General features: G+C 60.4%; 23 protein-coding genes. 15 read left to right on the forward strand and 8 right to left on the reverse strand.

Going from position 1 to position 23,713, the window contains the following annotated elements; translation table 11 throughout:
- Positions 1-107: 107 nt before the first annotated feature.
- Genes ftsX through ftsY form a run of 3 tightly spaced genes read right to left on the reverse strand, consistent with a single transcriptional unit; the run spans position 108 to position 3,306 of the window.
- Positions 108-1,133 (reverse strand): permease-like cell division protein FtsX, encoded by a 1,026-nt coding sequence (ftsX, locus tag AB4N74_RS22060; RefSeq protein ID WP_077574909.1) that lies wholly within the window; start codon positions 1,131-1,133, stop codon positions 108-110.
- The gene (ftsE, locus tag AB4N74_RS22065) at positions 1,130-1,801 is read right to left on the reverse strand and encodes a cell division ATP-binding protein FtsE (RefSeq protein ID WP_008065082.1); all 672 of its coding nucleotides are present in this window, start codon (positions 1,799-1,801) and stop codon (positions 1,130-1,132) included. The genes ftsX and ftsE overlap by 4 nt, the downstream gene beginning before the upstream one ends.
- Entirely contained in the window at positions 1,798-3,306 is a 1,509-nt protein-coding gene (gene ftsY, locus AB4N74_RS22070) for a signal recognition particle-docking protein FtsY (RefSeq protein ID WP_460097235.1), read from the reverse strand. The genes ftsE and ftsY overlap by 4 nt, the downstream gene beginning before the upstream one ends.
- Positions 3,307-3,650: 344 nt before the next feature.
- Between ftsY and AB4N74_RS22075 the strand changes: the two genes are divergently transcribed.
- The 5 genes from AB4N74_RS22075 to AB4N74_RS22095 all read left to right on the forward strand — a co-directional run bounded on the left by AB4N74_RS22075 (position 3,651) and on the right by AB4N74_RS22095 (position 8,998).
- Positions 3,651-5,006, forward strand: coding sequence for a M16 family metallopeptidase (locus AB4N74_RS22075; RefSeq protein WP_007913612.1), 1,356 nt, complete (start codon positions 3,651-3,653; stop codon positions 5,004-5,006).
- On the forward strand, positions 4,999-6,486 hold the full coding sequence (locus AB4N74_RS22080) for a M16 family metallopeptidase (RefSeq protein WP_099757426.1): 1,488 nt from the start codon (positions 4,999-5,001) through the stop codon (positions 6,484-6,486). The genes AB4N74_RS22075 and AB4N74_RS22080 overlap by 8 nt, the downstream gene beginning before the upstream one ends.
- Positions 6,486-7,100: a 16S rRNA (guanine(966)-N(2))-methyltransferase RsmD gene (gene rsmD, locus AB4N74_RS22085; protein ID WP_038358861.1), complete on the forward strand. Its 615-nt coding sequence runs from the start codon at positions 6,486-6,488 to the stop codon at positions 7,098-7,100. Before AB4N74_RS22080 ends, rsmD begins: the two co-directional genes overlap by 1 nt.
- A gap of 63 nt (positions 7,101-7,163) precedes the next feature.
- Positions 7,164-8,159, forward strand: coding sequence for a hydrolase (locus tag AB4N74_RS22090; RefSeq protein ID WP_460097237.1), 996 nt, complete (start codon positions 7,164-7,166; stop codon positions 8,157-8,159).
- Positions 8,156-8,998, forward strand: coding sequence for an AraC family transcriptional regulator (locus AB4N74_RS22095; protein ID WP_257356546.1), 843 nt, complete (start codon positions 8,156-8,158; stop codon positions 8,996-8,998). Before AB4N74_RS22090 ends, AB4N74_RS22095 begins: the two co-directional genes overlap by 4 nt.
- 102 nt (positions 8,999-9,100) lie before the next feature.
- Here AB4N74_RS22095 and AB4N74_RS22100 read toward each other — a convergent pair whose 3' ends face one another.
- Positions 9,101-9,955 carry a sulfurtransferase gene (locus AB4N74_RS22100; protein WP_460097239.1) on the reverse strand — a complete coding sequence of 285 codons (855 nt, stop codon included), beginning with the start codon at positions 9,953-9,955 and terminating at the stop codon, positions 9,101-9,103.
- A 32-nt stretch (positions 9,956-9,987) separates the two neighbouring features.
- Positions 9,988-10,659 carry a TetR/AcrR family transcriptional regulator gene (locus AB4N74_RS22105; protein ID WP_007913599.1) on the reverse strand — a complete coding sequence of 224 codons (672 nt, stop codon included), beginning with the start codon at positions 10,657-10,659 and terminating at the stop codon, positions 9,988-9,990.
- Between the two features lie 146 nt (positions 10,660-10,805).
- Here AB4N74_RS22105 and AB4N74_RS22110 point away from each other — a divergent pair, with 146 nt between their 5' ends.
- From AB4N74_RS22110 to AB4N74_RS22130, 5 genes are all read left to right on the forward strand, one after another.
- On the forward strand, positions 10,806-12,236 hold the full coding sequence (locus AB4N74_RS22110) for a coniferyl aldehyde dehydrogenase (protein WP_460097241.1): 1,431 nt from the start codon (positions 10,806-10,808) through the stop codon (positions 12,234-12,236).
- Between the two features lie 29 nt (positions 12,237-12,265).
- Positions 12,266-12,811, forward strand: a complete 546-nt coding sequence (locus tag AB4N74_RS22115; protein WP_116254312.1) for a twin-arginine translocation pathway signal protein — start codon at positions 12,266-12,268, stop codon at positions 12,809-12,811.
- A gap of 119 nt (positions 12,812-12,930) precedes the next feature.
- A complete protein-coding gene (locus AB4N74_RS22120) occupies positions 12,931-14,526 on the forward strand; it encodes a GMC family oxidoreductase (RefSeq protein WP_460097243.1) in 1,596 nt (531 codons plus the stop codon).
- 115 nt (positions 14,527-14,641) lie between these two features.
- Positions 14,642-15,121 (forward strand): pantetheine-phosphate adenylyltransferase, encoded by a 480-nt coding sequence (coaD, locus tag AB4N74_RS22125; protein ID WP_003229157.1) that lies wholly within the window; start codon positions 14,642-14,644, stop codon positions 15,119-15,121.
- A 147-nt stretch (positions 15,122-15,268) separates the two neighbouring features.
- Positions 15,269-15,520, forward strand: coding sequence for a YfhL family 4Fe-4S dicluster ferredoxin (locus AB4N74_RS22130; RefSeq protein ID WP_003195146.1), 252 nt, complete (start codon positions 15,269-15,271; stop codon positions 15,518-15,520).
- Between the two features lie 132 nt (positions 15,521-15,652).
- Here the strand turns inward: AB4N74_RS22130 and AB4N74_RS22135 are convergent, their stop codons facing one another.
- From AB4N74_RS22135 to AB4N74_RS22145, 3 genes are all read right to left on the reverse strand, one after another.
- The gene (locus AB4N74_RS22135; RefSeq protein ID WP_095049443.1) at positions 15,653-15,976 is read right to left on the reverse strand and encodes a multidrug transporter; all 324 of its coding nucleotides are present in this window, start codon (positions 15,974-15,976) and stop codon (positions 15,653-15,655) included.
- A 69-nt stretch (positions 15,977-16,045) separates the two neighbouring features.
- The gene (mutM, locus tag AB4N74_RS22140; protein WP_095125836.1) at positions 16,046-16,858 is read right to left on the reverse strand and encodes a bifunctional DNA-formamidopyrimidine glycosylase/DNA-(apurinic or apyrimidinic site) lyase; all 813 of its coding nucleotides are present in this window, start codon (positions 16,856-16,858) and stop codon (positions 16,046-16,048) included.
- A 12-nt stretch (positions 16,859-16,870) separates the two neighbouring features.
- Positions 16,871-17,683, reverse strand: coding sequence for an HDOD domain-containing protein (locus AB4N74_RS22145; protein WP_175559546.1), 813 nt, complete (start codon positions 17,681-17,683; stop codon positions 16,871-16,873).
- A gap of 228 nt (positions 17,684-17,911) precedes the next feature.
- Between AB4N74_RS22145 and AB4N74_RS22150 the strand changes: the two genes are divergently transcribed.
- The 5 genes from AB4N74_RS22150 to AB4N74_RS22170 all read left to right on the forward strand — a co-directional run bounded on the left by AB4N74_RS22150 (position 17,912) and on the right by AB4N74_RS22170 (position 23,533).
- On the forward strand, positions 17,912-18,451 hold the full coding sequence (locus AB4N74_RS22150) for a type 1 glutamine amidotransferase domain-containing protein (protein ID WP_093429814.1): 540 nt from the start codon (positions 17,912-17,914) through the stop codon (positions 18,449-18,451).
- Positions 18,452-18,623: 172 nt separating this feature from the next.
- Positions 18,624-19,820 carry a class I SAM-dependent rRNA methyltransferase gene (locus tag AB4N74_RS22155; protein WP_093429813.1) on the forward strand — a complete coding sequence of 399 codons (1,197 nt, stop codon included), beginning with the start codon at positions 18,624-18,626 and terminating at the stop codon, positions 19,818-19,820.
- Positions 19,821-20,260: 440 nt separating this feature from the next.
- The gene (locus AB4N74_RS22160) at positions 20,261-21,334 is read left to right on the forward strand and encodes a SagB family peptide dehydrogenase (RefSeq protein WP_460101207.1); all 1,074 of its coding nucleotides are present in this window, start codon (positions 20,261-20,263) and stop codon (positions 21,332-21,334) included.
- Positions 21,331-22,308: a diiron oxygenase gene (locus tag AB4N74_RS22165; protein ID WP_093429811.1), complete on the forward strand. Its 978-nt coding sequence runs from the start codon at positions 21,331-21,333 to the stop codon at positions 22,306-22,308. The genes AB4N74_RS22160 and AB4N74_RS22165 overlap by 4 nt, the downstream gene beginning before the upstream one ends.
- Positions 22,301-23,533, forward strand: coding sequence for a multidrug effflux MFS transporter (locus AB4N74_RS22170; protein ID WP_116254308.1), 1,233 nt, complete (start codon positions 22,301-22,303; stop codon positions 23,531-23,533). Before AB4N74_RS22165 ends, AB4N74_RS22170 begins: the two co-directional genes overlap by 8 nt.
- Positions 23,534-23,713 lie beyond the last annotated feature (180 nt).

Below are 23,713 nucleotides of genomic sequence, written 5' to 3' on the forward strand. Positions count from 1 at the left end.
ACCTCCCACTTACATACTCGTGCCTCTCGGCACTGCGAAAAATTGACCGGGAATTCAAGTGCAAGTTCCCAAAAAAACCGCGAGGTCAATCACGCGCAAAAAAGATTCTACTTCGGCGCCAGCTCCCTGAGATGGCGTGCGACTGCAATCCATGCACCGATATAACCCAACAGCACCGCGCCAAGCAAGAGCGACAGACCGTCGGCAACTGGCACTCCGGCCAGCGCGAAATCACTGCCGTACAAGCCGGCCAGTCCAACCACCGCATCGTTCAGCCAGTTCAGGCCGAACGCCAATACACCCCAGGACAGTAGCCCCGCACCGAAGCCATACAACGCGCCCATATAAAGGAAAGGGCGACGCACATAACTGTCAGTGCCGCCGACGAGTTTAATCACTTCTATCTCGGTGCGGCGGTTTTCAATATGAAGACGAATGGTATTGCCTATCACCAAAAGTAATGCAGAAACCAGCAGCACCGTCAGACCGAAGACAAAACGATCGCCAAGCTTGAGGATCGCGGCCAAACGCTCGACCCAGACTAGATCAAGTTGCGCCTGTTGTACCTTGGGCAATTCGGAAAGTTTTTGTCTTAATGCTTCCAGCGTCGGCTTGTCGACCTCGTTCGGGGTGACCAGCACCACGCCCGGCAACGGGTTCTCCGGCAGCTCGCGCAGGGCTTCGCCCAACCCGGATTGCTGCTGAAACTCTTCCAGCGCCTGATCGCGGCCGACATATTCAGCATCCGCTACGCCGGGCATGCCTTTGATCTGCTCGCGCAACGACTCGCCCTGCTCCGGGCTGGCGTCGAGTTGCAGATACAGCGAAATCTGCGCCGCACGCTGCCACGAACCGCCAAGACGCTCGACGTTGTTGAGCAACAGGGACAAGCCCATTGGCAGACTCAGCGCGACCGCCATCACCATGCAGGTGAAGAAGCTGCCGATCGGCTGCTTGCCGAGACGACGCAGGCTGTCGAGCAGACTGGCGCGATGGCTTTCGACCCAGGCACGGAACAGCGTGGCGAAGTCCGGGCCATCGTCTTCGTCGTGTTTTTTCTTCTTCGGTGGCTGCGGATCGGCGGCTTTCGGGGCCACGCGTTCGGAAACCTTCGGACTGCGTGTCGCACTCATTCTCCGGCCTCCCCGTCGCCAATCAATCGGCCGCGTTGGAGGGTCAGCATGCGGTGACGCATGCGCGCGATCAGTGCCAGGTCGTGACTGGCGATCAGCACGCTGGTGCCCAGACGGTTGATGTCTTCGAATACGCCCATGATTTCCGCCGCCAGACGCGGGTCGAGGTTACCGGTCGGTTCGTCCGCCAGCAGCAAGGCCGGGCGGTGCACGATGGCGCGGGCGATGCCGACGCGCTGTTGCTGACCGGTGGACAGGTCGCCCGGGTACAGATCGGTTTTATCCGACAGCGCCACGCGCTCCAGCGCCGAGTCGACACGCTTGGCGATTTCGGCCTTGGACAAGCCAAGAATCTGCAGCGGCAAGGCGACGTTGTTGAACACCGTGCGATCGAACAGCAGTTGGTGATTCTGGAACACCACGCCGATCTGCCGACGCAGGAACGGAATCTGCGCGTTGCTGATGGTGCTCAGGTCTTGCCCGGCCAGCAGCAGTTTGCCGCTGGTCGGACGCTCCATCGCCAGCAACAGGCGCAACAACGTGGATTTACCGGCGCCGGAGTGGCCGGTGACAAACAAGAACTCGCCACGACGGACTCGAAAGCTCAGCTCATGCAAGCCGACGTGACCGTTCGGGTAGCGTTTACCGACCTGTTCGAAACGAATCATGAACGCTCCCGCTCGGCAAACAGTGCCTGGACAAAGGGTTCGGCTTCAAAGGTACGCAAATCGTCGATGCCTTCACCGACGCCGATGTAGCGGATCGGTAAGCCGAACTGCTTGGCCAGGGCGAAAATCACGCCGCCCTTGGCGGTACCGTCGAGCTTGGTCAGCGCCAGGCCGGTCAGTTCGACGGTCTGGTTGAATTGCTTGGCCTGGTTGATGGCGTTCTGGCCGGTGCCGGCGTCGAGCACCAGCAGCACTTCGTGCGGCGCGTCGGCGTCGAGCTTGCCGATCACCCGGCGAACTTTTTTCAGTTCTTCCATCAGGTTGTCTTTGGTGTGCAGACGACCGGCGGTGTCGGCGATCAGCACGTCGATGCCACGTGCCTTGGCGGCCTGCACGGCGTCGAAGATCACCGAAGCCGAGTCGGCGCCGGTGTGCTGGGCGATGACCGGAATCTTGTTGCGCTCGCCCCAGACCTGAAGTTGCTCTACGGCAGCGGCGCGGAAGGTGTCACCGGCGGCGAGCATGACTTTCTTGCCTTCCAGTTGCAGCTTCTTCGCCAGCTTGCCGATGGTGGTGGTCTTGCCGGCGCCGTTGACGCCCACCACCAGAATCACGAATGGCTTGTTCTGCGAGGCGATTTTCAGCGGTTGTTCGACCGGCTTGAGCATCGCCGCCAGTTCGGCCTGCAGGGATTTGTACAGCGCGTCGGCGTCGGCCAACTCTTTGCGGGCAACCTTCTGGGTCAGGCGCTGGATGATCTGCGTGGTGGCTTCGACGCCGACGTCGGCGGTGAGCAGACGGGTTTCGAGGTCATCAAGCAGATCGTCGTCGATGGTTTTGCGGCCAAGGAACAGGCTGGCCATGCCCTCGCCGATGCTGGCGCTGGTTTTCGACAGGCCTTGCTTGAGGCGGGCGAAGAAACCGGCTTTGGCTTCTTCGGTGCGCGGGGCTTCGACCGGGGCCTCGGTAACCACTTCAACCGGCACAACTGGCGCAGTGACGACCGGTGCAGGTGCAGGTGCAGGTGCAGGTGCAGGTGCAGGCTCGGGTTGTTGAACGACTGGAGCAACAGGCTCAGCAACAACCGGCGCAGGCTCGACAACCGGCTCAACCACAGGCGCCCGAGCCACTTCGGGCACCATCGCAGCAGGCGCTGGAATTTCCGGGGTGATGTGTGGCGCAGCTTCTTCAACCAACGCCACCGGCTCTTCCGCCACCGGCAAGGTCAGCCACGGTTCAGCCGCAGGAGTCAGTGGTAGCTCAGCCGCCACAGGCGCTTCAGGCTCAGGCTCAGGCTCAACCGGTTGCAACACTGGCTCGGCAATCGGCAGCACAATCGGTGCCGGCTCTTCTTCTATGACTGGAGCCGGCGCAGGCGCTGGCTCAGGAGTCACCGGCGGCTGTTCGACGACGGGTTCCTGCGGTTTCTTACGCAGCCATCCGAACAGGCTTTTCTTCTCGCCAGCCGCAGCTGGGGTCTTCTTGTCGTCGTTGGAACCAAACATGGAGGACGGCTATCTCACAGTAGCGACGCGCCATAAGGGCGCCCCGGCAAATAAATATTCGATGCAGAACAGACTGTGTTTCATCCAGCTTGTTCACGCGCAACATTTTGTCGAGGCGCCAGCGGCACCTCAAAGAATCGTATAAACGAAGGACTAAACCGGCAAATTCGGCGAAAAAGCGAAGTTTAGTCGATAAACCGTAGCTTTCTGCCGCAAACCCATTCAGCCAGATCAGGTCTGAAAACCTGATAGGCGTGGTCGCCGGTAAAACGGATCAGTATCCTAGCACCCTCTCGCCCGCCGACGCTAAGACCAAGCGGGCAGCCCAACAGGTTAAAAAACGAATGAATGCTCTAGCCCGCCGCGCTGCAGGCCTGCTGCTCAGCACAGTCTGCCTGCCCCTTTCGGCCCTGGCGGCCGACCCGCAACCGACTCATGAATTCACCCTCGACAACGGCCTCAAGGTCGTCGTGCGCGAAGACCATCGCGCACCGGTGGTGGTCTCGCAGGTCTGGTACAAGGTCGGTTCCAGCTACGAAACCCCGGGCCAGACCGGTCTGTCCCACGCGCTTGAGCACATGATGTTCAAGGGCAGTGAAAAAGTCGGTCCCGGCGAAGCCTCGCTGATCCTGCGTGACCTCGGCGCCGAAGAGAACGCCTTCACCAGCGACGATTTCACCGCTTATTACCAGGTGCTGGCCCGCGACCGTCTGGGCGTCGCCTTCGAACTGGAAGCCGACCGCATGGCCAATCTGCGCCTGCCGGCCGACGAGTTCGCCAAGGAAATCGAAGTCATCAAGGAAGAGCGCCGTTTGCGCACCGATGACAAGCCGATGTCCAAGGCTTACGAGCGCTACAAGGCCATGGCCTACCCGGCCAGCGGTTACCACACGCCAACCATTGGCTGGATGGCCGACCTCGACCGGATGAAAGTCGAGGAGCTGCGCCACTGGTACCAATCCTGGTACGTGCCGAACAACGCCACGCTGGTCGTAGTCGGTGACGTTACTCCGGACGAAGTGAAAACCCTCGCCCAGCGCTATTTCGGCCCGATCGCCAAGCGCGACGTGCCGCCAGCGAAAAAACCGCTGGAGCTGGCCGAACCCGGCGAACGCCAGATCACCCTGCACGTGCAGACTCAGTTGCCTAGCTTGATGCTCGGTTTCAACGTGCCAAGCATTGCCACGGCTGAAGACAAACGCTCGGTCAACGCCTTGCGCCTGATCTCGGCGTTGCTCGACGGCGGTTACAGCGGGCGCATCCCGACGCAACTGGAGCGCGGCGAAGAGCTGGTCTCCGGCGGTTCGTCGAGCTACGACGCCTATACCCGTGGCGACAGTCTGTTCACCCTGTCGGCAACCCCGAACACCCAGAAGAAAAAGACTATCGCGCAAGCCGAGGCGGGCTTGTGGAAACTGCTGGAACAACTGAAAACCACCGCACCGTCCGCTGAAGAACTGGAGCGCGTGCGAGCACAAGTGATTGCCGGTCTGGTCTTCGAACGTGATTCGATCACCAGTCAGGCCACCGCCATCGGTCAACTCGAGACCGTAGGTCTGTCGTGGAAACTGATGGACACCGAACTCGCCGATCTGGAAAGCGTGACCCCGCAAGACATCCAGAATGCCGCCAAGCTGTATTTCACCCGCGAACGTCTCAGCGTCGCCCACGTCCTGCCACTGGAGACGACTCATGAGTAAGCGCAAATCCCCACGCCTGCTGCTCGGCCTGATCGCCGTGGCGGTGATCGGCTCTGCCGCGCTCTACCTGTCGCCGGGCGCTGACAGCAATGCCAGCGAAGCCCTCGACAACGCCAAGACCAGCCAGAAGCTGCAATCACTGACCGAACTCGACGGCAAGGCCCCGGCCAGCCGCAAACTCGACGTGCAAACCTGGAACACCGCCGAAGGCGCCAAAGTATTGTTCGTCGAAGCCCATGAGCTGCCGATGTTCGACATGCGCCTGATCTTCGCCGCCGGCAGCAGCCAGGACGGCAGCGCGTCGGGTCTGGCGGTGCTGACCAACGCAATGCTCAACGAAGGTGTCGCCGGTAAAGACGTCGGCGCCATCGCGCAAGGCTTCGAAGGCCTCGGTGCGGATTTCGGCAACGGTGCTTTCAAGGACATGGCGCTGGCTTCGCTACGCAGCTTGAGTGCCACCGACAAGCGTGAACCGGCGCTGAAGCTGTTTTCGGAAGTGGTTGGCAAACCGACCTTCCCGGCCGATTCGTTCGCACGCATCAAGAACCAGCTGCTCGCCGGTTTCGAATACCAGAAACAGAACCCCGGCAAACTCGCCAGCCTTGAGCTGATGAAGCGCTTGTACGGCGATCACCCGTACGCGCATTCGAGTGACGGTAACCCGCAGAGCGTGCCGAAGATCACCCTCGCGCAGTTGCGTGAGTTCCACGCCAAGGCCTACGCCGCTGGCAACGTGGTGATCGCGCTGGTCGGCGACCTGTCGCGGGCGGACGCCGAAGCAATTGCCAATCAGGTCTCTTCTGCCCTGCCGAAAGGCCCGGCGCTGGCGAAGATCGCCCAGCCACAGGAACCGAAGGCCAGCACAGGCCATATCGAGTTCCCGTCGAAGCAGACCAATCTGATGATCGCGCAACTGGGTATCGACCGTGACGATCCGGATTACGCCGCGCTGTCGATGGGCAACCAGATCCTCGGTGGCGGCGGTTTCGGCACGCGCCTGATGAGTGAAGTGCGCGAGAAGCGCGGCCTGACCTACGGCGTGTACTCGGCGTTCAGCCCGATGCAGGTACGTGGCCCGTTCATGATCAACCTGCAAACCCGCGCAGAAATGAGCGAGGGCACCCTGAAACTGGTGCAGGACGTGCTCGCTGACTACCTGAAAACCGGGCCGACGCAGAAGGAACTCGACGACGCCAAACGCGAACTGGCCGGCAGCTTCCCGCTGTCCACCGCGAGCAATGCCGATATCGTCGGCCAACTCGGCGCGATGGGCTTCTATAATCTGCCGCTGAGCTACCTGGATGACTTCATGCGTCAGTCGCAAAGCCTGACCGTGGAACAAGTCCGCGACGCTCTGAACAAACACCTGAGCACGGACAAAATGGTCATCGTCACCGCTGGCCCGACCGTGCCGCAAAAGCCGTTACCGGCCCCATCTGATAAACCTGCCGAGCAACCGCTCGGGGTTCCGGAGCACTAATGGCTACCCGATCGCCTAAAAAACCTGCGCAAAACGTCCACAACGGTGTGAACCAGTTGCGCATCATTGGCGGCCAATGGCGCAGCCGCAAGCTGAGCTTCCCCGACGCACCGGGCCTGCGCCCGACGCCGGATCGCGTGCGTGAAACCTTGTTCAACTGGCTCGCACCGTACGTTGAAGGGGCCAAGGTGCTTGATCCGTTCGCCGGCAGTGGCGCGCTGTTTCTCGAAGCGCTGTCCCGTGGCGCGGCCATGGGTCAGGCGCTGGATGCCAGCAACATTGCGGTGTCCAGCCTGAAAGAACACCTCGGCACCCTGCGCTGCACCAACGGCCAGGTGCAGACCGCCGACGCCCTGCGTTATCTGGAAACCCAGACCGCAACACCGTTCGACCTGGTATTCCTCGACCCGCCGTTCAACCAGAACCTGCTGCCTGCCGTCTGCACCTTGCTCGAAGAGCGCCAGTGGCTGGCGCCGGACTCGTGGATCTACACTGAAAGCGAAACGGCGCCATCGACGCTGGGCCTGCCGGGCAACTGGCGCCTGCACCGCGAGCAGAAATCCGGCCGGGTTTACTACGCGCTGTGGCAACGTACGGCAGAGATCGCCGGTTAACCGACCGGTCTGAATAAGCGGCGCCCCTTCCAACAGGGTCGCCGCTCTGCATCGAGAACCATCGTGTCCGCCTCTTCAGAACGCTTCAAACCCGCCTTCGGCCTCGGCAATCCGCACCTGCAAACCTTGTGGGGGCCGCTGTGGCGCAAAACCGTACATATCTCGCGTGAACGCGAACGCCTGTGGCTTGAGGATGGCGACTTTCTCGATCTCGACTGGCACGGCCCGCACACCGCCGATGCACCACTGGTGCTGGTGTTACACGGTCTGACTGGCTCCTCCAATTCGCCTTATGTAGCAGGCATCCAGAAGTCACTGGCTGATCAAGGCTGGGCCAGTGTTGCGTTGAACTGGCGCGGCTGCTCGGGCGAACCGAATTTGCTGCCGCGCAGCTATCACTCCGGCGCCAGCGAAGACCTCGCCGAAACCATCAGACATCTGCGCGCCAAACGACCGCTGGCACCGCTGTATGCCGTCGGCTACTCCCTGGGCGGCAACGTGCTGCTCAAACACCTCGGGGAAACCGGCAGCGCCAGCGGCGTGCTCGGCGCCGTAGCGGTATCAGTGCCGTTTCGCCTCGACCAATGCGCCGACCGCATCGGCCAGGGATTTTCCAAGGTCTATCAGGCGCACTTCATGCGCGAGATGGTCGCCTACATCAAGAACAAGCAGCGGCAGTTTCAGCACGACGGGCGTAAAGAAGGACTCGCCGCGCTGGCCGCCCTCGGCTCGCTGGAAAACATGCGCACCTTCTGGGATTTCGATGGCCGGGTAACCGCGCCGTTGCACGGGTTCGAGGATGCCGAGGATTACTATCGCCGCGCTTCTAGCCGCTATTTCCTCGGCGAGATCCGCACGCCGACCCTGATCATTCAAGCGGCGGACGATCCTTTCGTGTTCCCGCACAGTTTGCCGCAGGCCAATGAGCTATCGGCGTCAACCGTCTTCCAATTGCAGGCACGCGGTGGGCATGTCGGCTTTGTCGACGGTTCGATTCGTCAGCCCGGCTACTATCTGGAACGACGCATCCCGCAATGGCTGGCGCGCGTGCCCACATGAGCGATCAGGGCGAGTCGATCCGCTTCTGGCAAACCGCGCCGCTGGCCGGGGTCGAGTTGCTGTCGGCGCGCTACATCGATCATCGTTTCGCCCCGCATGTGCATGACGGCTATGTGATCGGCATGATCATGGCCGGCGCCCAGCGTTATCGCTATCGCGGCGCCGAGCATCTGGCTGGCAGCGGCACGCTGGTACTGATCAATCCGGACGAGCTGCACACCGGGCACAAGGGCACCGAGGACGGCTGGCTGTATCGGGCGTTTTATCCCGATACCGCGCAAATCGTTTCGCTGCTGGATGAGCTGGAGCTGTCCACCAGCAACCTGCCGGCGTTCAGCGCCACGTTGTATCGCGATGCGGATCTGGTCAACGGCTTTGCGCAGTTGCACCGTCTGCTCGAAAGCCCGACCACCGCGCTGCAACAGCAGACGGTGTGGCGCGAGATGATGTTGCGGCTGTTGCAGCGCCATGCGGCAGTGCCCGTGCCCGGCCGAGCCGGCAAGGAACACCGCGCGGTGCTGTTGGGCAAAGAACTGCTGCGCGCGCAACTGGCGGCGCCGCCATCGCTGGAAGAGCTCGCGGCGGCGGTCAATCTGTCACCCTTCCATTTCGCCCGAGTATTCCGTCGCGCCACCGGCATGCCGCCGCACACCTGGCTGATGCAGCAGCGCATCGCCCAGGCCCGCGCACTCCTGCAACATGGCTGCCTGCCCGTGGAGGTCGCCACGCAATTGGGTTTTGCCGACCAGAGCCATTTGAGCCGACAGTTCAAACAGGCTTATGGTGTCGGGCCCGCCGCTTACCGCAGCGCCCGACAGCTTCCTTCAGACAACGAATAACCAATGTGGGAGCGAGCCTGCTCGCGAAAGCGGTTGTTCATTCAACATTAATGTCGACTGATCCGACACCTTCGCGAGCAGGCTCGCTCCCACAGATGTTGGTTATTCGCCGGTGGCGATACCGCGCGAAGGCTCGTTGATCCACTCACTCCACGACCCGGCATACAACGACCCCAACGGATAACCCGCCAGACACAAGGCAAACAGGTTATGACACGCCGTCACGCCGGACCCGCAATACGCAACCAGATCCGCTGGCGAACGCTCACCCAGCTTCGCGGCAAAACGCTGCTTGAGTTGATCCGCCGGCAGGAATCGTCCATCGCTGCCGAGGTTGTCGGTGAACGCCGTGCATTGCGCACCGGGAATATGCCCGGCAACCGGATCAATCGGCTCGACCTCACCTTTGAAACGCGGCAAAGCCCGGGCATCGATCAATGTCAGTGCTGGTTGATCAAGGCGCTGTTGCAATTGCTCGGCGCTGAGCAGCAGGCGGGTGTCCGGCTGGCCACTGAAATTGCCACGGGTAACCGTCGGCGCATCCAGGCTCAGCGGGAGCCCCGCCGCATGCCACGCCTTGAGCCCGCCATCGAGAATGAACACACCGTCGCGCTTGCCCAGCCAAGCCAGCAACCACCACGCCCGCGCCGCGTAGGCACCGGGACCGTCGTCGTACAAAACCACGTCGCTGTCGCTGTTGATGCCCCACGCCTGCAGCCGCTCGATCAACGCCGCCGGCTCGGGCAACGGGTGACGGCCAGTCACGCCTTTGACCACTTTACCGCTGAGGTCACGCTCAAGGTCAGCAAAGCTCGCCCCGGCAATGTGCCCTTCGGCATAGCTGCGCTGACCGTAGTCCGGGTCTTCGAGGGCAAAACGACAATCGAGAATCACCAGCCCTGGCTGCGCCTTGCGGGCATCCAGTGCTTCGGGGCTGATCAGTTGCGCAATCGGCATAACAGGCTCCTGGGGGATTTCAACAGAACGGTTTATTTCACGTCTTCGAGGGCCTGGGCCAGCGGCACGTAGAACTCCTCGAACAACGCATTGACCTCGTCACGCGCCTGCTCGGTGACAAACCCGGCTTCAAGCACCAGCACCTGATACACGCCACGTTTAATAGCTTGTTCACTGAGGTGGTTGGAGTTTTCGCGGGTGGTGCACAGGAAGCGCACCCAGGACGTCAGGATGATCCAGGCATTGAGGGTCAGGGATTCGATCTGCACGCGATCCATATCAAGGATCCCGGCGGCAACAAAACCTTCGTAGATCGCCGCGCCCTGAATCACGCAGCGCTGGGAAAAGCGCCGATAGCGGGCGGCCAGTTCCGGATCGCTGTCGAGCAGATGCTCCAGATCGCGGTGCAGAAAGCGGTAGCGCCACATCGCCGAGAGCAATTCCTTGAGATAGAAACGCTTGTCCTCGACCGTCGCCGCGCGCCCCTGCGGCGGACGCAGAAAGCTGTCCACGAGGCTTTCGTACTCACTGAACAACACGGCGATGATCGCCTGCTTGTTGGGGAAGTGGTAGTACAGGTTGCCCGGAGAAATCTCCATGTGGGCGGCAATATGATTGGTGCTGATGCTGCGCTCGCCCTGCTGATTGAACAGTTCAAGGCTGTTCAGCACGATACGCTCGCTGGTTTTTATTCGTGGGGCCATGGCTTGAGCTTTAATTCAGAGTGCGTTGGGGGGCATCTTACGACCTAACCGGAAATGGATAAAACACTGCCGTGCAAGGAAGTCATTTGACTTTCTAGAGCATAGACTCTAAAAAGTTCATCACTACAATAAATCCGGAGCAGACCATGACTGCCGACGTTGCTTACCTGCAAACGCTGCAACAACCGCTGGCCGAACTGGACCGGTTGTTCGAGGCGCAGCGGGCTGCGTATGCCGCCAATCCGATGCCGCCCGCCGCCCAGCGCCAGCAATGGCTCAAGGCCCTGAGTGATTTGCTCAGCAACGAGCGTCAGGCCTTGATCAAGGCGATAAGCTCCGATTTCAGCCATCGCAGTGGCGACGAAACCTTGCTCGCCGAACTGATGCCGAGCCTGCACGGCATTCATTACGCCAGCCGCCATCTCAAAGGCTGGATGAAAGCTTCGCGGCGCAAGGTCGGCATCGCGTTTCAGCCCGCTTCGGCAAAAGTGGTGTATCAGCCTCTCGGCGTAGTCGGCGTCATTGTGCCGTGGAATTACCCGTTGTATCTGGCCGTCGGCCCACTGGTCGGCGCCTTGGCGGCGGGCAACCGGGTGATGCTCAAACTGAGCGAATCGACCCCGGCCACCGGCTTGTTGATGAAAGAACTGCTGGCACGAATTTTCCCCGAAGACCTGGTCTGCGTGGTGCTCGGTGAAGCCGACATCGGCGTGGCGTTCTCGCGCTTGCGCTTCGACCACTTGCTGTTTACCGGCGCCACCAGCATCGGCAAACACGTGATGCGCGCCGCCGCCGAAAACCTCACCCCGGTCACCCTGGAGCTGGGCGGCAAGTCGCCGGCCATCGTCTCCCGCGATGTCCCGCTCAAGGATGCCGCCGAGCGCATAGCCTTCGGTAAAACCCTCAACGCCGGCCAGACCTGCGTTGCCCCGGATTACGTGCTGGTGCCGGAAGACCGGGTCGGTGCTTTTGTCGAAGCCTATCGCCAGGCGGTGCAGGTTTTTTACCCGACACTCACCGACAATCCGGACTACACGGCGATCATCAACGAACGCCAACTGGCGCGGCTCAACGGTTATGTAAGCGACGCCACCAGCAAGGGAGCGCTGTTGATTCCGCTGTTCGAGCAGGGCCAGGGCCGACGCATGCCGCACAGTGTGCTGCTGAATGTCAGCGATGAGATGACGGTGATGCAGGACGAAATCTTCGGCCCGCTGCTGCCGATCGTGCCGTATCAGGACCTGGAGCAGGCATTTGCTTACATCAATCAGCGGCCACGTCCTCTGGCTCTTTACTACTTTGGCTACGACAAACGCGAACAGAACCGGGTGCTACACGAAACTCATTCCGGCGGTGTGTGCCTGAACGATACCTTGCTGCATGTGGCTCAGGACGATATGCCATTCGGTGGCATCGGCGCTTCGGGCATGGGCCACTACCACGGTCACGAAGGCTTCCTGACCTTCAGCAAGGCCAAGGGCGTGCTGATTAAACAGCGCTTCAACGCAGCCCGACTGATTTACCCGCCCTACGGCACATCGATTCAGAAACTGATCCAGAAGCTGTTCATTCGCTAAACCTTTGTCATCGCCGGGTAATAAAAACAATGCACCCAAGCCTGACCGAAACACCTGCACTGTCGCGCCGTGGCCTGCTGAAATTCAGCCTTGGCGCCACGGCGTTTCTCGCCACCGCCGGACTCGGCGCCAGCCTAAGTGGCTGTTCGTCGAGCGTCGCGGCCAACGGCTTTGTCTCGTTGCGCGACGGCGACCTGCTGTTTCTGCGCGCACTGATTCCGGTGATGCTCGACGGCGCCGTGGCAGCCGAGAAGATGCCGAGCGCGGTTGATGGCACGCTCAAGTCGCTGGACTACAGCCTTGATCACCTGTCGCCGGAAATGCTCAAGCTCACCCGGCAACTGTTCGACGTACTCGGCATGGCCGTGACGCGCGGACCACTCACCGGGATCTGGGGCAGCTGGGAGAACGCCAGTGCCGAGGCCATGCGGCATTTCCTTGATCGCTGGGAAAACAGTTCGCTGAACCTACTGCGCATGGGGCATAGCTCGTTGCAGCAGATGGTGATGATGGCCTGGTATACCCGCGCAGAATCGTGGGCGCATTGCGGTTATCCAGGGCCGCCTAGCGTCTGAAACCGTGTCGCTCCCTTCGCGAGCAAGCTCGTTCCCACATTTGAAATGCATTCCCCTGTAGGAGTGAGCCTGCTCGCGATGAGGCCCGCCAGAACAACAAAAACAAGAGAACCTGATCGATGCCCGTACCCGACCCGTTCCGCGAAGGCCTCGCCCGAGGCTGGAAAACCTACAACGGCGCACAACTGAGCGACGACCTCACCATTGAAGCCGACGTCGCTATTATCGGCAGCGGCGCCGGAGGCGGCACCACGGCAGAAATCCTCAGCGCCGCGGGCTACAAAGTGCTGCTGATCGAAGAAGGCCCGCTGAAAACCAGCTCCGACTTCAAAATGCTCGAAGACAAGGCCTACAGCAGCCTTTATCAGGAAGGCATCGGGCGCATGAGCAAGGACGGCGCGATCACCATTCTTCAGGGCCGCGCTGTCGGCGGCACAACGCTGATCAACTGGACCTCGAGCTTTCGCACCCCAGAGCCGACCCTCGAGCACTGGGCCAAGGAACACAACGTCAAAGGCCACAGCCCTGCCGAGATGGCGCCGTGGTTCGAGAAAATGGAGCAGCGCCTCGGCGTCGCCCCGTGGAGGGTGCCACCCAATGCCAACAACGACGTGATCCGTAAAGGCTGCGAGCAACTTGGCTATAGCTGGCACGTGATCCCACGTAACGTGCGCGGCTGCTGGAACCTCGGCTATTGCGGCATGGGCTGTCCGACCAATGCCAAACAATCGATGATGGTCACGACCATTCCGGCGACTCTGGAAAAGGGCGGCGAACTGCTTTATCTGGCCCGCGCGGAGAAGCTGCTGATCAACGGCGACAAGGTCACTGGCCTGCAATGCGTGGCGATGGACGAACGTTGCGTCACGCCGACCGGGCGCAAGATCACGGTCAAGGCGCGGCATTACGTGCTCGCCGGCGGCGGCATCAACAGCCCGGCGCTGCTGCTGCGTTCGGATGCTGCGGACCCACATAAAACCCTGGGAAAACGTACCTTCCTGCACCCGGTGAACATGTCCGCAGCGCGCTTCGACGAAGTCATCAACCCGTTTTACGGGGCGCCGCAGTCGATCTACTCCGACCATTTCCAGTGGAAGGACGGCACTAGCGGGCCGATGGCCTTCAAACTCGAAGTGCCGCCGTTGCATCCGGCCTTGGCTGCCACCCTGCTCGGCGGCTTTGGCGCAGAGAGCGCGCAACACATGGCGGACCTGCCGCACACCCACGCCATGCTGGCCTTGCTACGTGACGGTTTTCACCCGGACAGCACGGGCGGCACCGTCGAGCTGCGTGGCGATGGTTCGCCGGTGCTCGACTATCAGGTGTCACCCTACGCCTGGGAAGGCTTGCGCCGGGCTTTTCACGTCATGGCCGAAATCCAGTTCGCCGGCGGTGCAAAAGCGGTGATGCCGATGCACGCCGACGCCCGTTACGTGAAAACCCTGGCCGAGGCCCGCACGTTGATCGATGGTTTGAGCCTTGAGCTGTACCGCACGCGTCTGGGCAGCGCGCACGTCATGGGCGGTTGCGCGATGGGCGAAGAGCCGAAAAGCGCAGTCACCGACAGTCTTGGCCGGCATCATCAACTGGCTAATCTGTCGATTCACGACGGCTCGCTGTTCCCTACCAGCATCGGCGCCAACCCGCAGCTATCGGTGTATGGCCTGACCGCGCAACTGGCGACTTCCCTCGCCGATCGGCTGAGAAACCCGTGAAAAAACCAATTAATTGCCTCGTCTATAGTGCTTTCTTACCCAACAGGCGACTTGGCCGACCGGGACGGCTGCGATACCATCCGACTCCCCAACGGACTCCCGCCAGGACGACGCGATGAACCGAGTGTTGTACCCAGGTACCTTCGACCCTATTACCAAGGGCCATGGCGATCTGGTCGAACGCGCCTCGCGCCTGTTCGACCACGTGATTATTGCAGTCGCTGCCAGCCCGAAGAAAAACCCGCTGTTCCCGCTGGAACAACGGGTAGAACTGGCTCGCGAAGTGACCAAACACCTGCCGAACGTGGAAGTGGTCGGTTTCTCGACACTGCTGGCGCATTTCGCCAAAGAGCAGAACGCTAACGTGTTCCTGCGCGGCCTGCGTGCGGTGTCGGACTTCGAATACGAATTCCAGCTGGCCAACATGAACCGTCAGTTGGCCCCGGATGTGGAGAGCCTGTTTCTCACGCCGTCCGAGCGTTATTCGTTCATTTCCTCGACGCTGGTGCGGGAAATTGCCGCGCTGGGCGGCGATATCAGCAAGTTCGTCCACCCGGCCGTGGCTGATGCGTTGACCCTGCGCTTCAAGAAGTAGGAGCTGCCGAAGGCTGTGATCTTTTGCTTTTAAAAGATTGCAGTCTCGTGCCCTTGATCGCAGCCGCGTGCACTGCGCTCGCCAATGCGGCACAATTGCGCGCATTGATTTATAGCGCCCGGGCCTGCCGCCCCGGCTGGAGTTAGCATGTCCCTGATCATCACCGACGATTGCATCAACTGCGACGTCTGCGAACCCGAGTGCCCGAACGCCGCCATCTCCCAAGGCGAAGAGATCTACGTGATCGACCCGAACCTGTGCACCCAGTGCGTCGGCCACTACGACGAACCACAATGCCAGCAGGTCTGCCCGGTGGATTGCATTCCGCTGGACGAAGCGCATCCGGAGACTGAAGAACAGTTGATGGAGAAATACCGCAAGATCACTGGCAAGGCTTGATCCGCCGGATTTGTAGCGCTCTTTCGGGCCTCTTCGCGAGCAAGCTCGCTCCCACATTTAAAATGCGTTCCAATGTGGGAGCGAGCTTGCTCGCGAAAAGGCCGTCAGCCACACAGGAAATCCCTGCTCAGCTTACTCGCGCTGCTCAAACCCCTCCCCGATACACCCCAGGCACCGCACAAAAGCGGCTTTAGCCGGATCAACTACCAGCGCCTGCCCGGCATCGCCCACCCCGCCGCCCAGTGCGGTGAACGGCAACGACACGACGAACGCCCCCGCACCGATGACCGTCGCCACCACCAATAAAGGTCGGGCAATCAGCAAATCGCCGATCATCGCGTAGGCCGGTGGATTCTGGATGGTGTAGCGTGGGTCACCGCTGCCGTTTTCCGTGGCCTGAACCGCCAGACTGGAACACAGCAGCAGCGTAATAACGAGGGTTTGCAAGGATTTCATGGCACGATCCTTCGGGCTGAACAGTGAGACCACTCACTATAGACCGTAGGACTTTTTCAGCCTGTTGCCTCAGGTCTGGCAGCGCGGGCAGAACACACTGGCACGCTGGCCGAGCTTCACTTCACGCAAACCGGTACCGCAGACCTTGCAGTGTTCACCGCCACGGCCATAGACAAACAGTTCCTGCTGGAAATACCCCGGCTGACCGTCGCCGCCAATGAAATCGCGCAGCGTCGTACCTCCGCGCTCGATGGCAGCGGCCAGAATGCGTTTGATCTCTATCGCCAGCTTCAGATAGCGCCCCCGGGAAATGCCCCCGGCCTCGCGGCGCGGGTCAATCCCGGCGGCGAACAGCGCTTCGGTCGCGTAAATATTGCCGACCCCGACCACCACTGCGTTGTCCATGATGAACGGCTTGACCGCCATCGACCGCCCGCGTGATAGCTGAAACAAGCGCTCGCCGTCGAACAGATCGGTCAGTGGCTCAGGCCCCAAGCGAATCAGCAGTTCATGATTGAGCGGGTCGTTGCTCCACAACATCGCGCCGAACCGGCGCGGATCGGTGTAGCGCAGCGCCAGCCCTGACTCCAGCTCGATATCGACATGTTCATGCTTGAGCGCCGGCAAACCGGCTTCGACCAGACGCAAATTACCCGACATGCCCAAGTGGCTGATCAGCGTGCCGACTTCGGCGTTGATCAGCAGATACTTGGCGCGACGCTCGACCAGCACGATGCGCTGCCCCGACAGGCGCACATCGAGGTCTTCGGGGATCGGCCAGCGCAACCGCCGGTCACGCACGATCACCCGACTGACGCGCTGGCCTTCCAGGTGCGGGGCAATCCCGCGACGGGTGGTTTCGACTTCTGGCAGTTCAGGCATGGCGTTCTCGGATCAATGCGCGCCGAGGTCGCGGATTGTTTGTTTGAGAGTTTCGAAGTCGTAATCCGACAGTCCTACATAGTCGAGTACCAGCGGGCCGACGGCGTTCCATTCGGAATCTTCGGTCTGGTTGCCCAGCACACGGTATGACGCACAAATATGCTCGGCCATCTTCAGGATCGCCAGGAGGTTTTTCAGCTGACTGTTGCGCGACGATTCATCGCTGAAGATCGCCAGGGCGTTGTGGTGATTGGCGATCGCCGCACTGACATGCTCCGGCAGGCGCCACGACTTGGCGGTGTAGTAGCCGACCACCGCGTGGTTGGTGTTGAACTCGCTGTTCTCGGTGTCGACCACCCGACATTCGGCGCTGGCATTGGCGTAAGCCTTTTCCAGCACCGTCATGTAATTGGGAAACCGTTGCAGCATCAACGGCACACCACAATCGTGGAACAGGCCCAAGGCGTAAGCCTCGTCACCGGCCTGAGTGCCGATACGCTTGGCCAGCGTCAGGCAGGTCATCGCCACATCCTGGGCGGTGTCCCAGAAGCGGTTAAGGGTGACGATGGTGTCGTCGTTCATCTCGCCCTTGATCGACTGCGCGTTGATCAGGTTGATGATCGAGCGGCTACCCAGCAGGTTCACCGCGCGCTGAATCGAGGTGATTTTGTTGCTCAAGCCGTAATACGGCGAGTTGACGATCTTCAGCAACGAGCCGGACAGCCCGGGATCCTGGGCGATCAGCTTGGCGATCACCTCCAGGTCCGGGTCGGGCATGTACTGCTCCATTTGCAGATCCACCATGATCTGCGGTTGCGCAGGCACGCTGATGCCTTGCAGCGATTGTTGAATCTGTTCGGTGGTCAGCTCTTGGGACATAAGTACACACTCTGGGACAGGCGGCGATTCTAACCTCTAAAAACCGCACGACGACACACCAGTGGGCAATTGTCAGGAACTTTCATTCACGTCCAGGCTTCGGAATCTGTAATGCCCAACGGGTCACACCGGCCCATTGCGGCGGCAAACTCCCACAGACTCAGGAGCTTATCGATGGCCACTTCCCTCAACGGCAAACGCGTCGCCATTTTGGTAACAGACGGTTTCGAGCAGGTCGAACTGACCGGTCCCAAGCAGGCACTGGAGCAAGCGGGCGCGCAAGTCGACATCCTCTCCGCCGAGGCCGGTAAGGTCAAAGGCTGGAACCACGATAAACCAGCGGACGACTTCGAGGTCGACCAGACTTTCCAGAGCGCCAGCAGCGAGCAGTACGACGCGATCGTCCTGCCGGGCGGTGTGCAGAACTCCGACACCATCCGCATCGATCAGGATGCCCAGCACCTGGTCAAGACCGGCGCCTCTGCCGGCAAACCGATTGCGGTGATTTGCCATGGCGGATGGCTGCTGATTTCCGCCGGGCTGGTCAACGGCAAGACCATGACCAGTTACAAGACACTCAAGGATGACCTGGTGAATGCCGGGGCCAACTGGGTCGATAAAGAAGTGGTCAAGGATGGTCACCTGATCAGCAGCCGTCAGCCGGATGATATTCCGGCGTTCAGCAAGGAGCTGATCACCGCGCTGTCGGCGTAGTATTCGAGGCCGTCTCGCTCGCAAGCTCGCTCACACAGTAGATTCTGGATCGACACAAGGTCCCTGTGGGAGCGGGCCTGCTCGCGAAGAGGCCATCAGCGTTTCATCGCTCATCAAACCCGGCACAAGTCGCAACACGCTATACTCCCGCTCTTTTTTCCGGAGCGACGTCATGTCCCTGCCTAGCTTGCGCCTCAAAGCCAACGCCGACCGTCGCCTGCGCGCCGGTCACCTGTGGGTCTACAGCAACGAAATCGATGTAGCCGCCACCCCGCTTCACGGCTTCAATGCCGGCGACCAGGCCATCCTCGAAGCCGCTGGCGGCAAGCCGTTGGGCATCGTGGCGATGAGCCCGAACAACCTGATCTGCGCCCGCCTGCTGTCGCGCGATATTAAAGTTGCGCTGGACAAGTCGCTGCTGGTGCACCGTCTGAACGTGGCCCTGTCACTGCGCGAGCGCCTGTTCGACAAACCGTTTTACCGTCTGGTCTATGGCGACTCCGACCTGTTGCCAGGCCTGGTCGTTGACCGTTTCGGTGACATTCTTGTGGTGCAGATCGCCTCGGCGACCATGGAAGCGCACAAAGATGACGTGATCGCGGCCCTGACCCAAGTGCTCAAGCCAAGCGGCATCCTGTTCAAGAACGACTCCGCAGCCCGTGATGCCGAAGGCCTCAACCGCTACGTCGAAACCGTGTTCGGCCTGGTGCCGGAGTGGGTGGCGCTGGAAGAGAACGGCGTGAAATTCGAAGCCCCGGTCATTCAGGGGCAGAAAACCGGCTGGTTCTACGACCACCGCATGAACCGTGCACGCCTGGCCCCTTACGCCAAAGGCAAACGCGTCCTCGACCTCTATAGCTACATCGGTGGCTGGGGCGTGCAGGCTGCTGCGTTCGGCGCCAGCGAAGTGTTCTGCGTCGACGCCTCGGCTTTCGCCCTCGACGGCGTTGAGCGCAACGCCGCGCTGAACGGTTTCGCCGACAAGATGACCTGCATCGAAGGCGACGTCTTCGAAGCCTTGAAAGAGCTGAAAGCCAGCGAAGAGCGCTTCGACGTGATCGTGGCCGACCCGCCAGCGTTCATCAAACGCAAGAAAGACATGAAAAACGGCGAAGGCGCCTACCGTCGCCTGAACGAGCAAGCCATGCGCCTGCTCAACAAGGACGGCATCCTGGTCAGCGCGTCGTGCTCGATGCACCTGCCGGAAGATGACCTGCAGAACATCCTGCTGACCAGCGCCCGTCACCTGGATCGCAACATCCAGTTGCTCGAGCGGGGCGGCCAGGGTCCGGATCACCCGGTGCACCCTGCCATCGCCGAAACACGCTACATCAAGAGCATCACCTGCCGCCTGCTGCCCAACAGCTGATTTTTTGCGGATAACGGGGAGCCAGCAGGCTCCCCGTTTTGGTTTCTGGCATCGCCCTTCCCTTCACTATCTTCCTGGACTTCCTACAATTATATTCCCGCAGACATGCAGGACATTTCCTTACGTCTTTTAATTACTGAAACTTGCCCTACAAGTTTATTTTCAGCTAAAGATTGCTCCGACAAAATTACTGGAAATTTCCTACCTAATATCCCCTTGCCAATAATCCATTACAAACTATTATGAAGTTGTCACCACGAGGTGACTTCAACTATCAATGAACAAGGAGTTCACATCATGAAAAGTATTTCTCTGGAAAGTAAAAAAATCGCAAACCTGGCTTTTCTGGTTGCCCCTAAAGCCCGCTAAGTAAGTCAGGACGCTGGGGAGTGCCGGCAACCCGGCGTCCTTTTGACTTCTTCCAGAGTGAAACGATCAATATGCACATCAATCCTTACTTGTTTATATTGCCGCGCCAGACCGGACAAGTTGTGTGGAATTATAAAAACCATACACAACACGAACTTGATCTGAACTATGCAACTCGCCTTGCGCAATTAATCAACGACCCTCAACTGTTCGACGCGCACAACATAATAGACACACAACTATTGAGCGCAGATATTCTTACCGTTTCAAAAATAGACAATCCGCCATGGGGCTGGGATGAGCTGTCGAAGATTTATCACATCGGCACACAAAATATTCCCTGCGAACATACCCCACAGAACATTCACGAGTGGTCCAGGCAATATCTGGCGCACTGCAACGAAGTACTGGCCACCCCACAGCCTGCTGCAGACCGCCCGACACCAGCACCCGAGCAGCGTATCGCCCTGCCTGCGCCGGGCGCTTTGAATAACGACCGTCTGGGAAATGTTCTGCTCCAGCGCAAAACCTGCCGTTCCTATACAGGTGCAGCGATAACGCTGAAGGACGTCGGCGCCCTGCTTTACCTTTCCCTCGGTTATCTCCATGAACGAGACAATGATCGCGACGACAGCATCGCCCAAGGACTAAGCGCACGGCGAAGCAGTCCTTCCGCGGGGGGCCTGAACGCTTGCGAAGGCTTCCTCCTGGTGCAGAACGTCGACGCCCTGGAACCGGGCATCTATGCCTATCATCCGGCCGACCACACCCTGAGCCGGATCAATCCGCTGCCTCAACCAGCGCTGGGCCAATTGCTCGGCGGTCAGCACTTCATCAACAACCTGCCGCTGGGGATGTTCATCACCGCCCGTTTTGACCGGCTCTGGTGGAAGTACGAACACTCGCGGGCCTATCGCATGGCCTTCGTTGAAGCGGGCCACTTGTCGCAAACCTTTCAACTGGTCGCCACGGCACTGGGCCTCAACACCTGGCTGACCGGCGCATTTGCCGACCAGCAGGTCGAAGCACTGCTCAATCTCGAGGGCAGTGCTGAACAACCGCTGTTCTTTGTTGGCTGTGGACAAAGCGACGGGCAAGTGATGTGCCACGAAATGCGCGAGCTGTTGCGCGAGGGACAGGCATGACCCTGTCGATGGCCGACCCTGATCAAGCGCCGGTGTCCTGGGCGCTCAAATTTACCTTGGGAGACTGGGAAAGCCGGGCCTCGGTGCGCAGCAGTACCCATGACTATCAATTGCCCGCCGATGTGCCGCTGCAACTGCAAACCCGCCACTGGTTCCCGCCGGCATTTCTGCCTTATCTGGCACATCCGGCCATCCAGGCGGCGGGGCGCGACGTACAGCATCGACTGGCAGCCAACCATCTGGTGCATTTTCTCGATTACACCACCTTGCTTGAACACCGCATCGTCAATCGTGCAGTGGAAGTCATCGTGCACCGGGAACTGCCCCTTTACGTGCCTCTGCCGATGAAGCACGCCGCGCTGCAGCTCTACACCGACGAGGGTTATCACGCGCTGTTCTCCAATCGTCTCGCCGAACAGATCGCCGCGTTTTACGGGTTCACCGGACGTCCGACGATTCCGAAGCGCATCAGCCGCCTCAACGCACTGATCGCCCGCACCCCGGAAAACAACCGGCCACTGGCATGGTTTCTGCTCGGTTTCGTCTCGGAAACCATCATTGCCCGCGAGCTGCTGGACGTCTGCCGCGACAGCCTGGTGTCCAGCGTCAACGACATGCTGCGCGACCACCTGACTGACGAAGCCCGCCACAGCCGCTACTTCAGCGAGGTGTTCCATTATTTCTGGCTGTCGATGAACAGCCGCCAGCGTGCGTTTGTGAGCCGGACACTGCTGGAGATCATCGGGATTTTTTTCGAGGCCGACGAACGCTGGCTGCAACAGAGCCTGCGAGGGGCAGGCATCGCCGACAGTGACGTGAAACAAATCGTCGGCGGCATGGCAACGGTGCAAGCCAACCGGGCCCGTGCACGATCAGGCGCCATCGCAACGCTGGACGCACTACGCAAGGCCGGTTTTTTCGCACTTCCCCATAACCAGAAACTTTTCGCCAAGGCAGGACTGATCGATGGATAAAGGACAATCCGTGGCAACCACCAGGCAGCGCCGCGCCGCTGTCAGCCTGTTGCTGGCCATGGTGCTGCTGGGTGTGTTTCCACTGGACGTGCTGCTGCCCTCCTTTCCGGCAATGGCGACGCACTTTCTCCGTTCACCGGCAGACATCGCACTGTCCATCAGCCTGTTCGCCGTGGGGATCGCGTTTGCCCAGCTTTTGATCGGCCCCCTCTCGGACGTGATCGGGCGCAAGGGCCTGTTACTCGCCGGCATGAGCGTATCGATGCTGGGTGCGTTCGGTTGCGTGATGACCTCCGATTACACGCTATTCCTGATATTTCGGGTGATGCAGGCCTTGGGCTGTGGATGTTTCGTGCTGTCGCAGGCACTGGTGCAGGATCTGTTCGAAGGTGAAGAGCGCGACCGGTTACGGATCCTGATGGTCACGGCGACCGGGATATTCATTTCGGTATCGCCGCTGGCCGGGACTTTTCTCCAGGCGACACTTGGTTGGCGCGGCAGCTTCTGGATCTTTTGCGCACTGTCCGCCACGGTGCTGATCAAGGCCTGGCTGTTTTTACCGAGCAGCCGACCGGCCTCAGGTGGTTCACCGACCGGCTTCATTCAATCCTACCGACGCGTGTTGGGGGACTTCGAGTTTGTCGGCTACTGGCTGATTTCAGCGTTCGCCTTCGCCTGCCACTTCTCGTTCATCGTGATTTCGCCGCTGATTTTCATGGACCAACTGCAACTCGCGCCTTACGACTTTTCGCTGATCCTGCTGGTTTACGGTGCGGCGTATGTTGTCGGCGGGATCATCGCCGCGGTACTCAATCGACGCATCACGCCGGTTCAGCAAATCTTCACCGGGCTGAGCCTGATACTGCTTTCGGGACTGGCAATGCTGTACCTGGCAGCCAATCATGTGTTGGCGCCGGCCACGGTGTTGATCCCGATGCTGATCTGCACCGCCGGCACCACCATTGCCCGCCCTGCCGCCACCTCTCGGGCCATGGGCCTGTTTCCTGAGAACGCCGGCACATCGGCCTCGGCGGGCAGTACGATTATCTTTATTTGTGGCGGCCTGATCAGCGCATTGATCAGCCTCAGTCCGGCCAATCTGCAATTGACGCTGGGCTACAGCTTTGTGCTGCTGAGCGCGATCGCGCTGGTGCTCAACAACCGGCTCAGCCGTCGCGCGAAAAACCTTGAAGGCAACGTCATGGCGCAGACCGGCGGTGATTAAACCCGCCGGTCGTCATCCCATACACGCCGTCGGCACTGGAACAACGCTTTGCGCCATTCCCTCCAGACGCCAGCGGTGTAGAATCGGCTGATTCATCGCCATTCATCCCCCGGCGGGTTTATGAGCTCAGGCTGAGACCAGCGGCGATCCCGCAACGTCATCGGCAACTTCACGGACACA

The organism is Pseudomonas sp. H3_C08 (genome assembly GCF_054669455.1).

Coding starts and splice junctions, on each gene's coding strand:
- AB4N74_RS22130 (WP_003195146.1), top strand. CDS start 15,269: ATGTCCCTGATCATCACCGACGATTGCATCAACTGCGACGTCTGCGAA.
- AB4N74_RS22135 (WP_095049443.1), bottom strand. CDS start 15,976: ATGAAATCCTTGCAAACCCTCGTTATTACGCTGCTGCTGTGTTCCAGT.
- AB4N74_RS22165 (WP_093429811.1), top strand. CDS start 21,331: ATGACCCTGTCGATGGCCGACCCTGATCAAGCGCCGGTGTCCTGGGCG.
- AB4N74_RS22115 (WP_116254312.1), top strand. CDS start 12,266: ATGCACCCAAGCCTGACCGAAACACCTGCACTGTCGCGCCGTGGCCTG.
- AB4N74_RS22100 (WP_460097239.1), bottom strand. CDS start 9,955: ATGCCGATTGCGCAACTGATCAGCCCCGAAGCACTGGATGCCCGCAAG.
- AB4N74_RS22170 (WP_116254308.1), top strand. CDS start 22,301: ATGGATAAAGGACAATCCGTGGCAACCACCAGGCAGCGCCGCGCCGCT.
- ftsY (WP_460097235.1), bottom strand. CDS start 3,306: ATGTTTGGTTCCAACGACGACAAGAAGACCCCAGCTGCGGCTGGCGAG.
- AB4N74_RS22155 (WP_093429813.1), top strand. CDS start 18,624: ATGTCCCTGCCTAGCTTGCGCCTCAAAGCCAACGCCGACCGTCGCCTG.
- AB4N74_RS22095 (WP_257356546.1), top strand. CDS start 8,156: ATGAGCGATCAGGGCGAGTCGATCCGCTTCTGGCAAACCGCGCCGCTG.
- AB4N74_RS22160 (WP_460101207.1), top strand. CDS start 20,261: ATGCACATCAATCCTTACTTGTTTATATTGCCGCGCCAGACCGGACAA.
- coaD (WP_003229157.1), top strand. CDS start 14,642: ATGAACCGAGTGTTGTACCCAGGTACCTTCGACCCTATTACCAAGGGC.
- ftsE (WP_008065082.1), bottom strand. CDS start 1,801: ATGATTCGTTTCGAACAGGTCGGTAAACGCTACCCGAACGGTCACGTC.
- AB4N74_RS22150 (WP_093429814.1), top strand. CDS start 17,912: ATGGCCACTTCCCTCAACGGCAAACGCGTCGCCATTTTGGTAACAGAC.
- ftsX (WP_077574909.1), bottom strand. CDS start 1,133: ATGAGTGCGACACGCAGTCCGAAGGTTTCCGAACGCGTGGCCCCGAAA.
- AB4N74_RS22105 (WP_007913599.1), bottom strand. CDS start 10,659: ATGGCCCCACGAATAAAAACCAGCGAGCGTATCGTGCTGAACAGCCTT.
- AB4N74_RS22120 (WP_460097243.1), top strand. CDS start 12,931: ATGCCCGTACCCGACCCGTTCCGCGAAGGCCTCGCCCGAGGCTGGAAA.
- rsmD (WP_038358861.1), top strand. CDS start 6,486: ATGGCTACCCGATCGCCTAAAAAACCTGCGCAAAACGTCCACAACGGT.
- AB4N74_RS22110 (WP_460097241.1), top strand. CDS start 10,806: ATGACTGCCGACGTTGCTTACCTGCAAACGCTGCAACAACCGCTGGCC.
- mutM (WP_095125836.1), bottom strand. CDS start 16,858: ATGCCTGAACTGCCAGAAGTCGAAACCACCCGTCGCGGGATTGCCCCG.
- AB4N74_RS22080 (WP_099757426.1), top strand. CDS start 4,999: ATGAGTAAGCGCAAATCCCCACGCCTGCTGCTCGGCCTGATCGCCGTG.
- AB4N74_RS22075 (WP_007913612.1), top strand. CDS start 3,651: ATGAATGCTCTAGCCCGCCGCGCTGCAGGCCTGCTGCTCAGCACAGTC.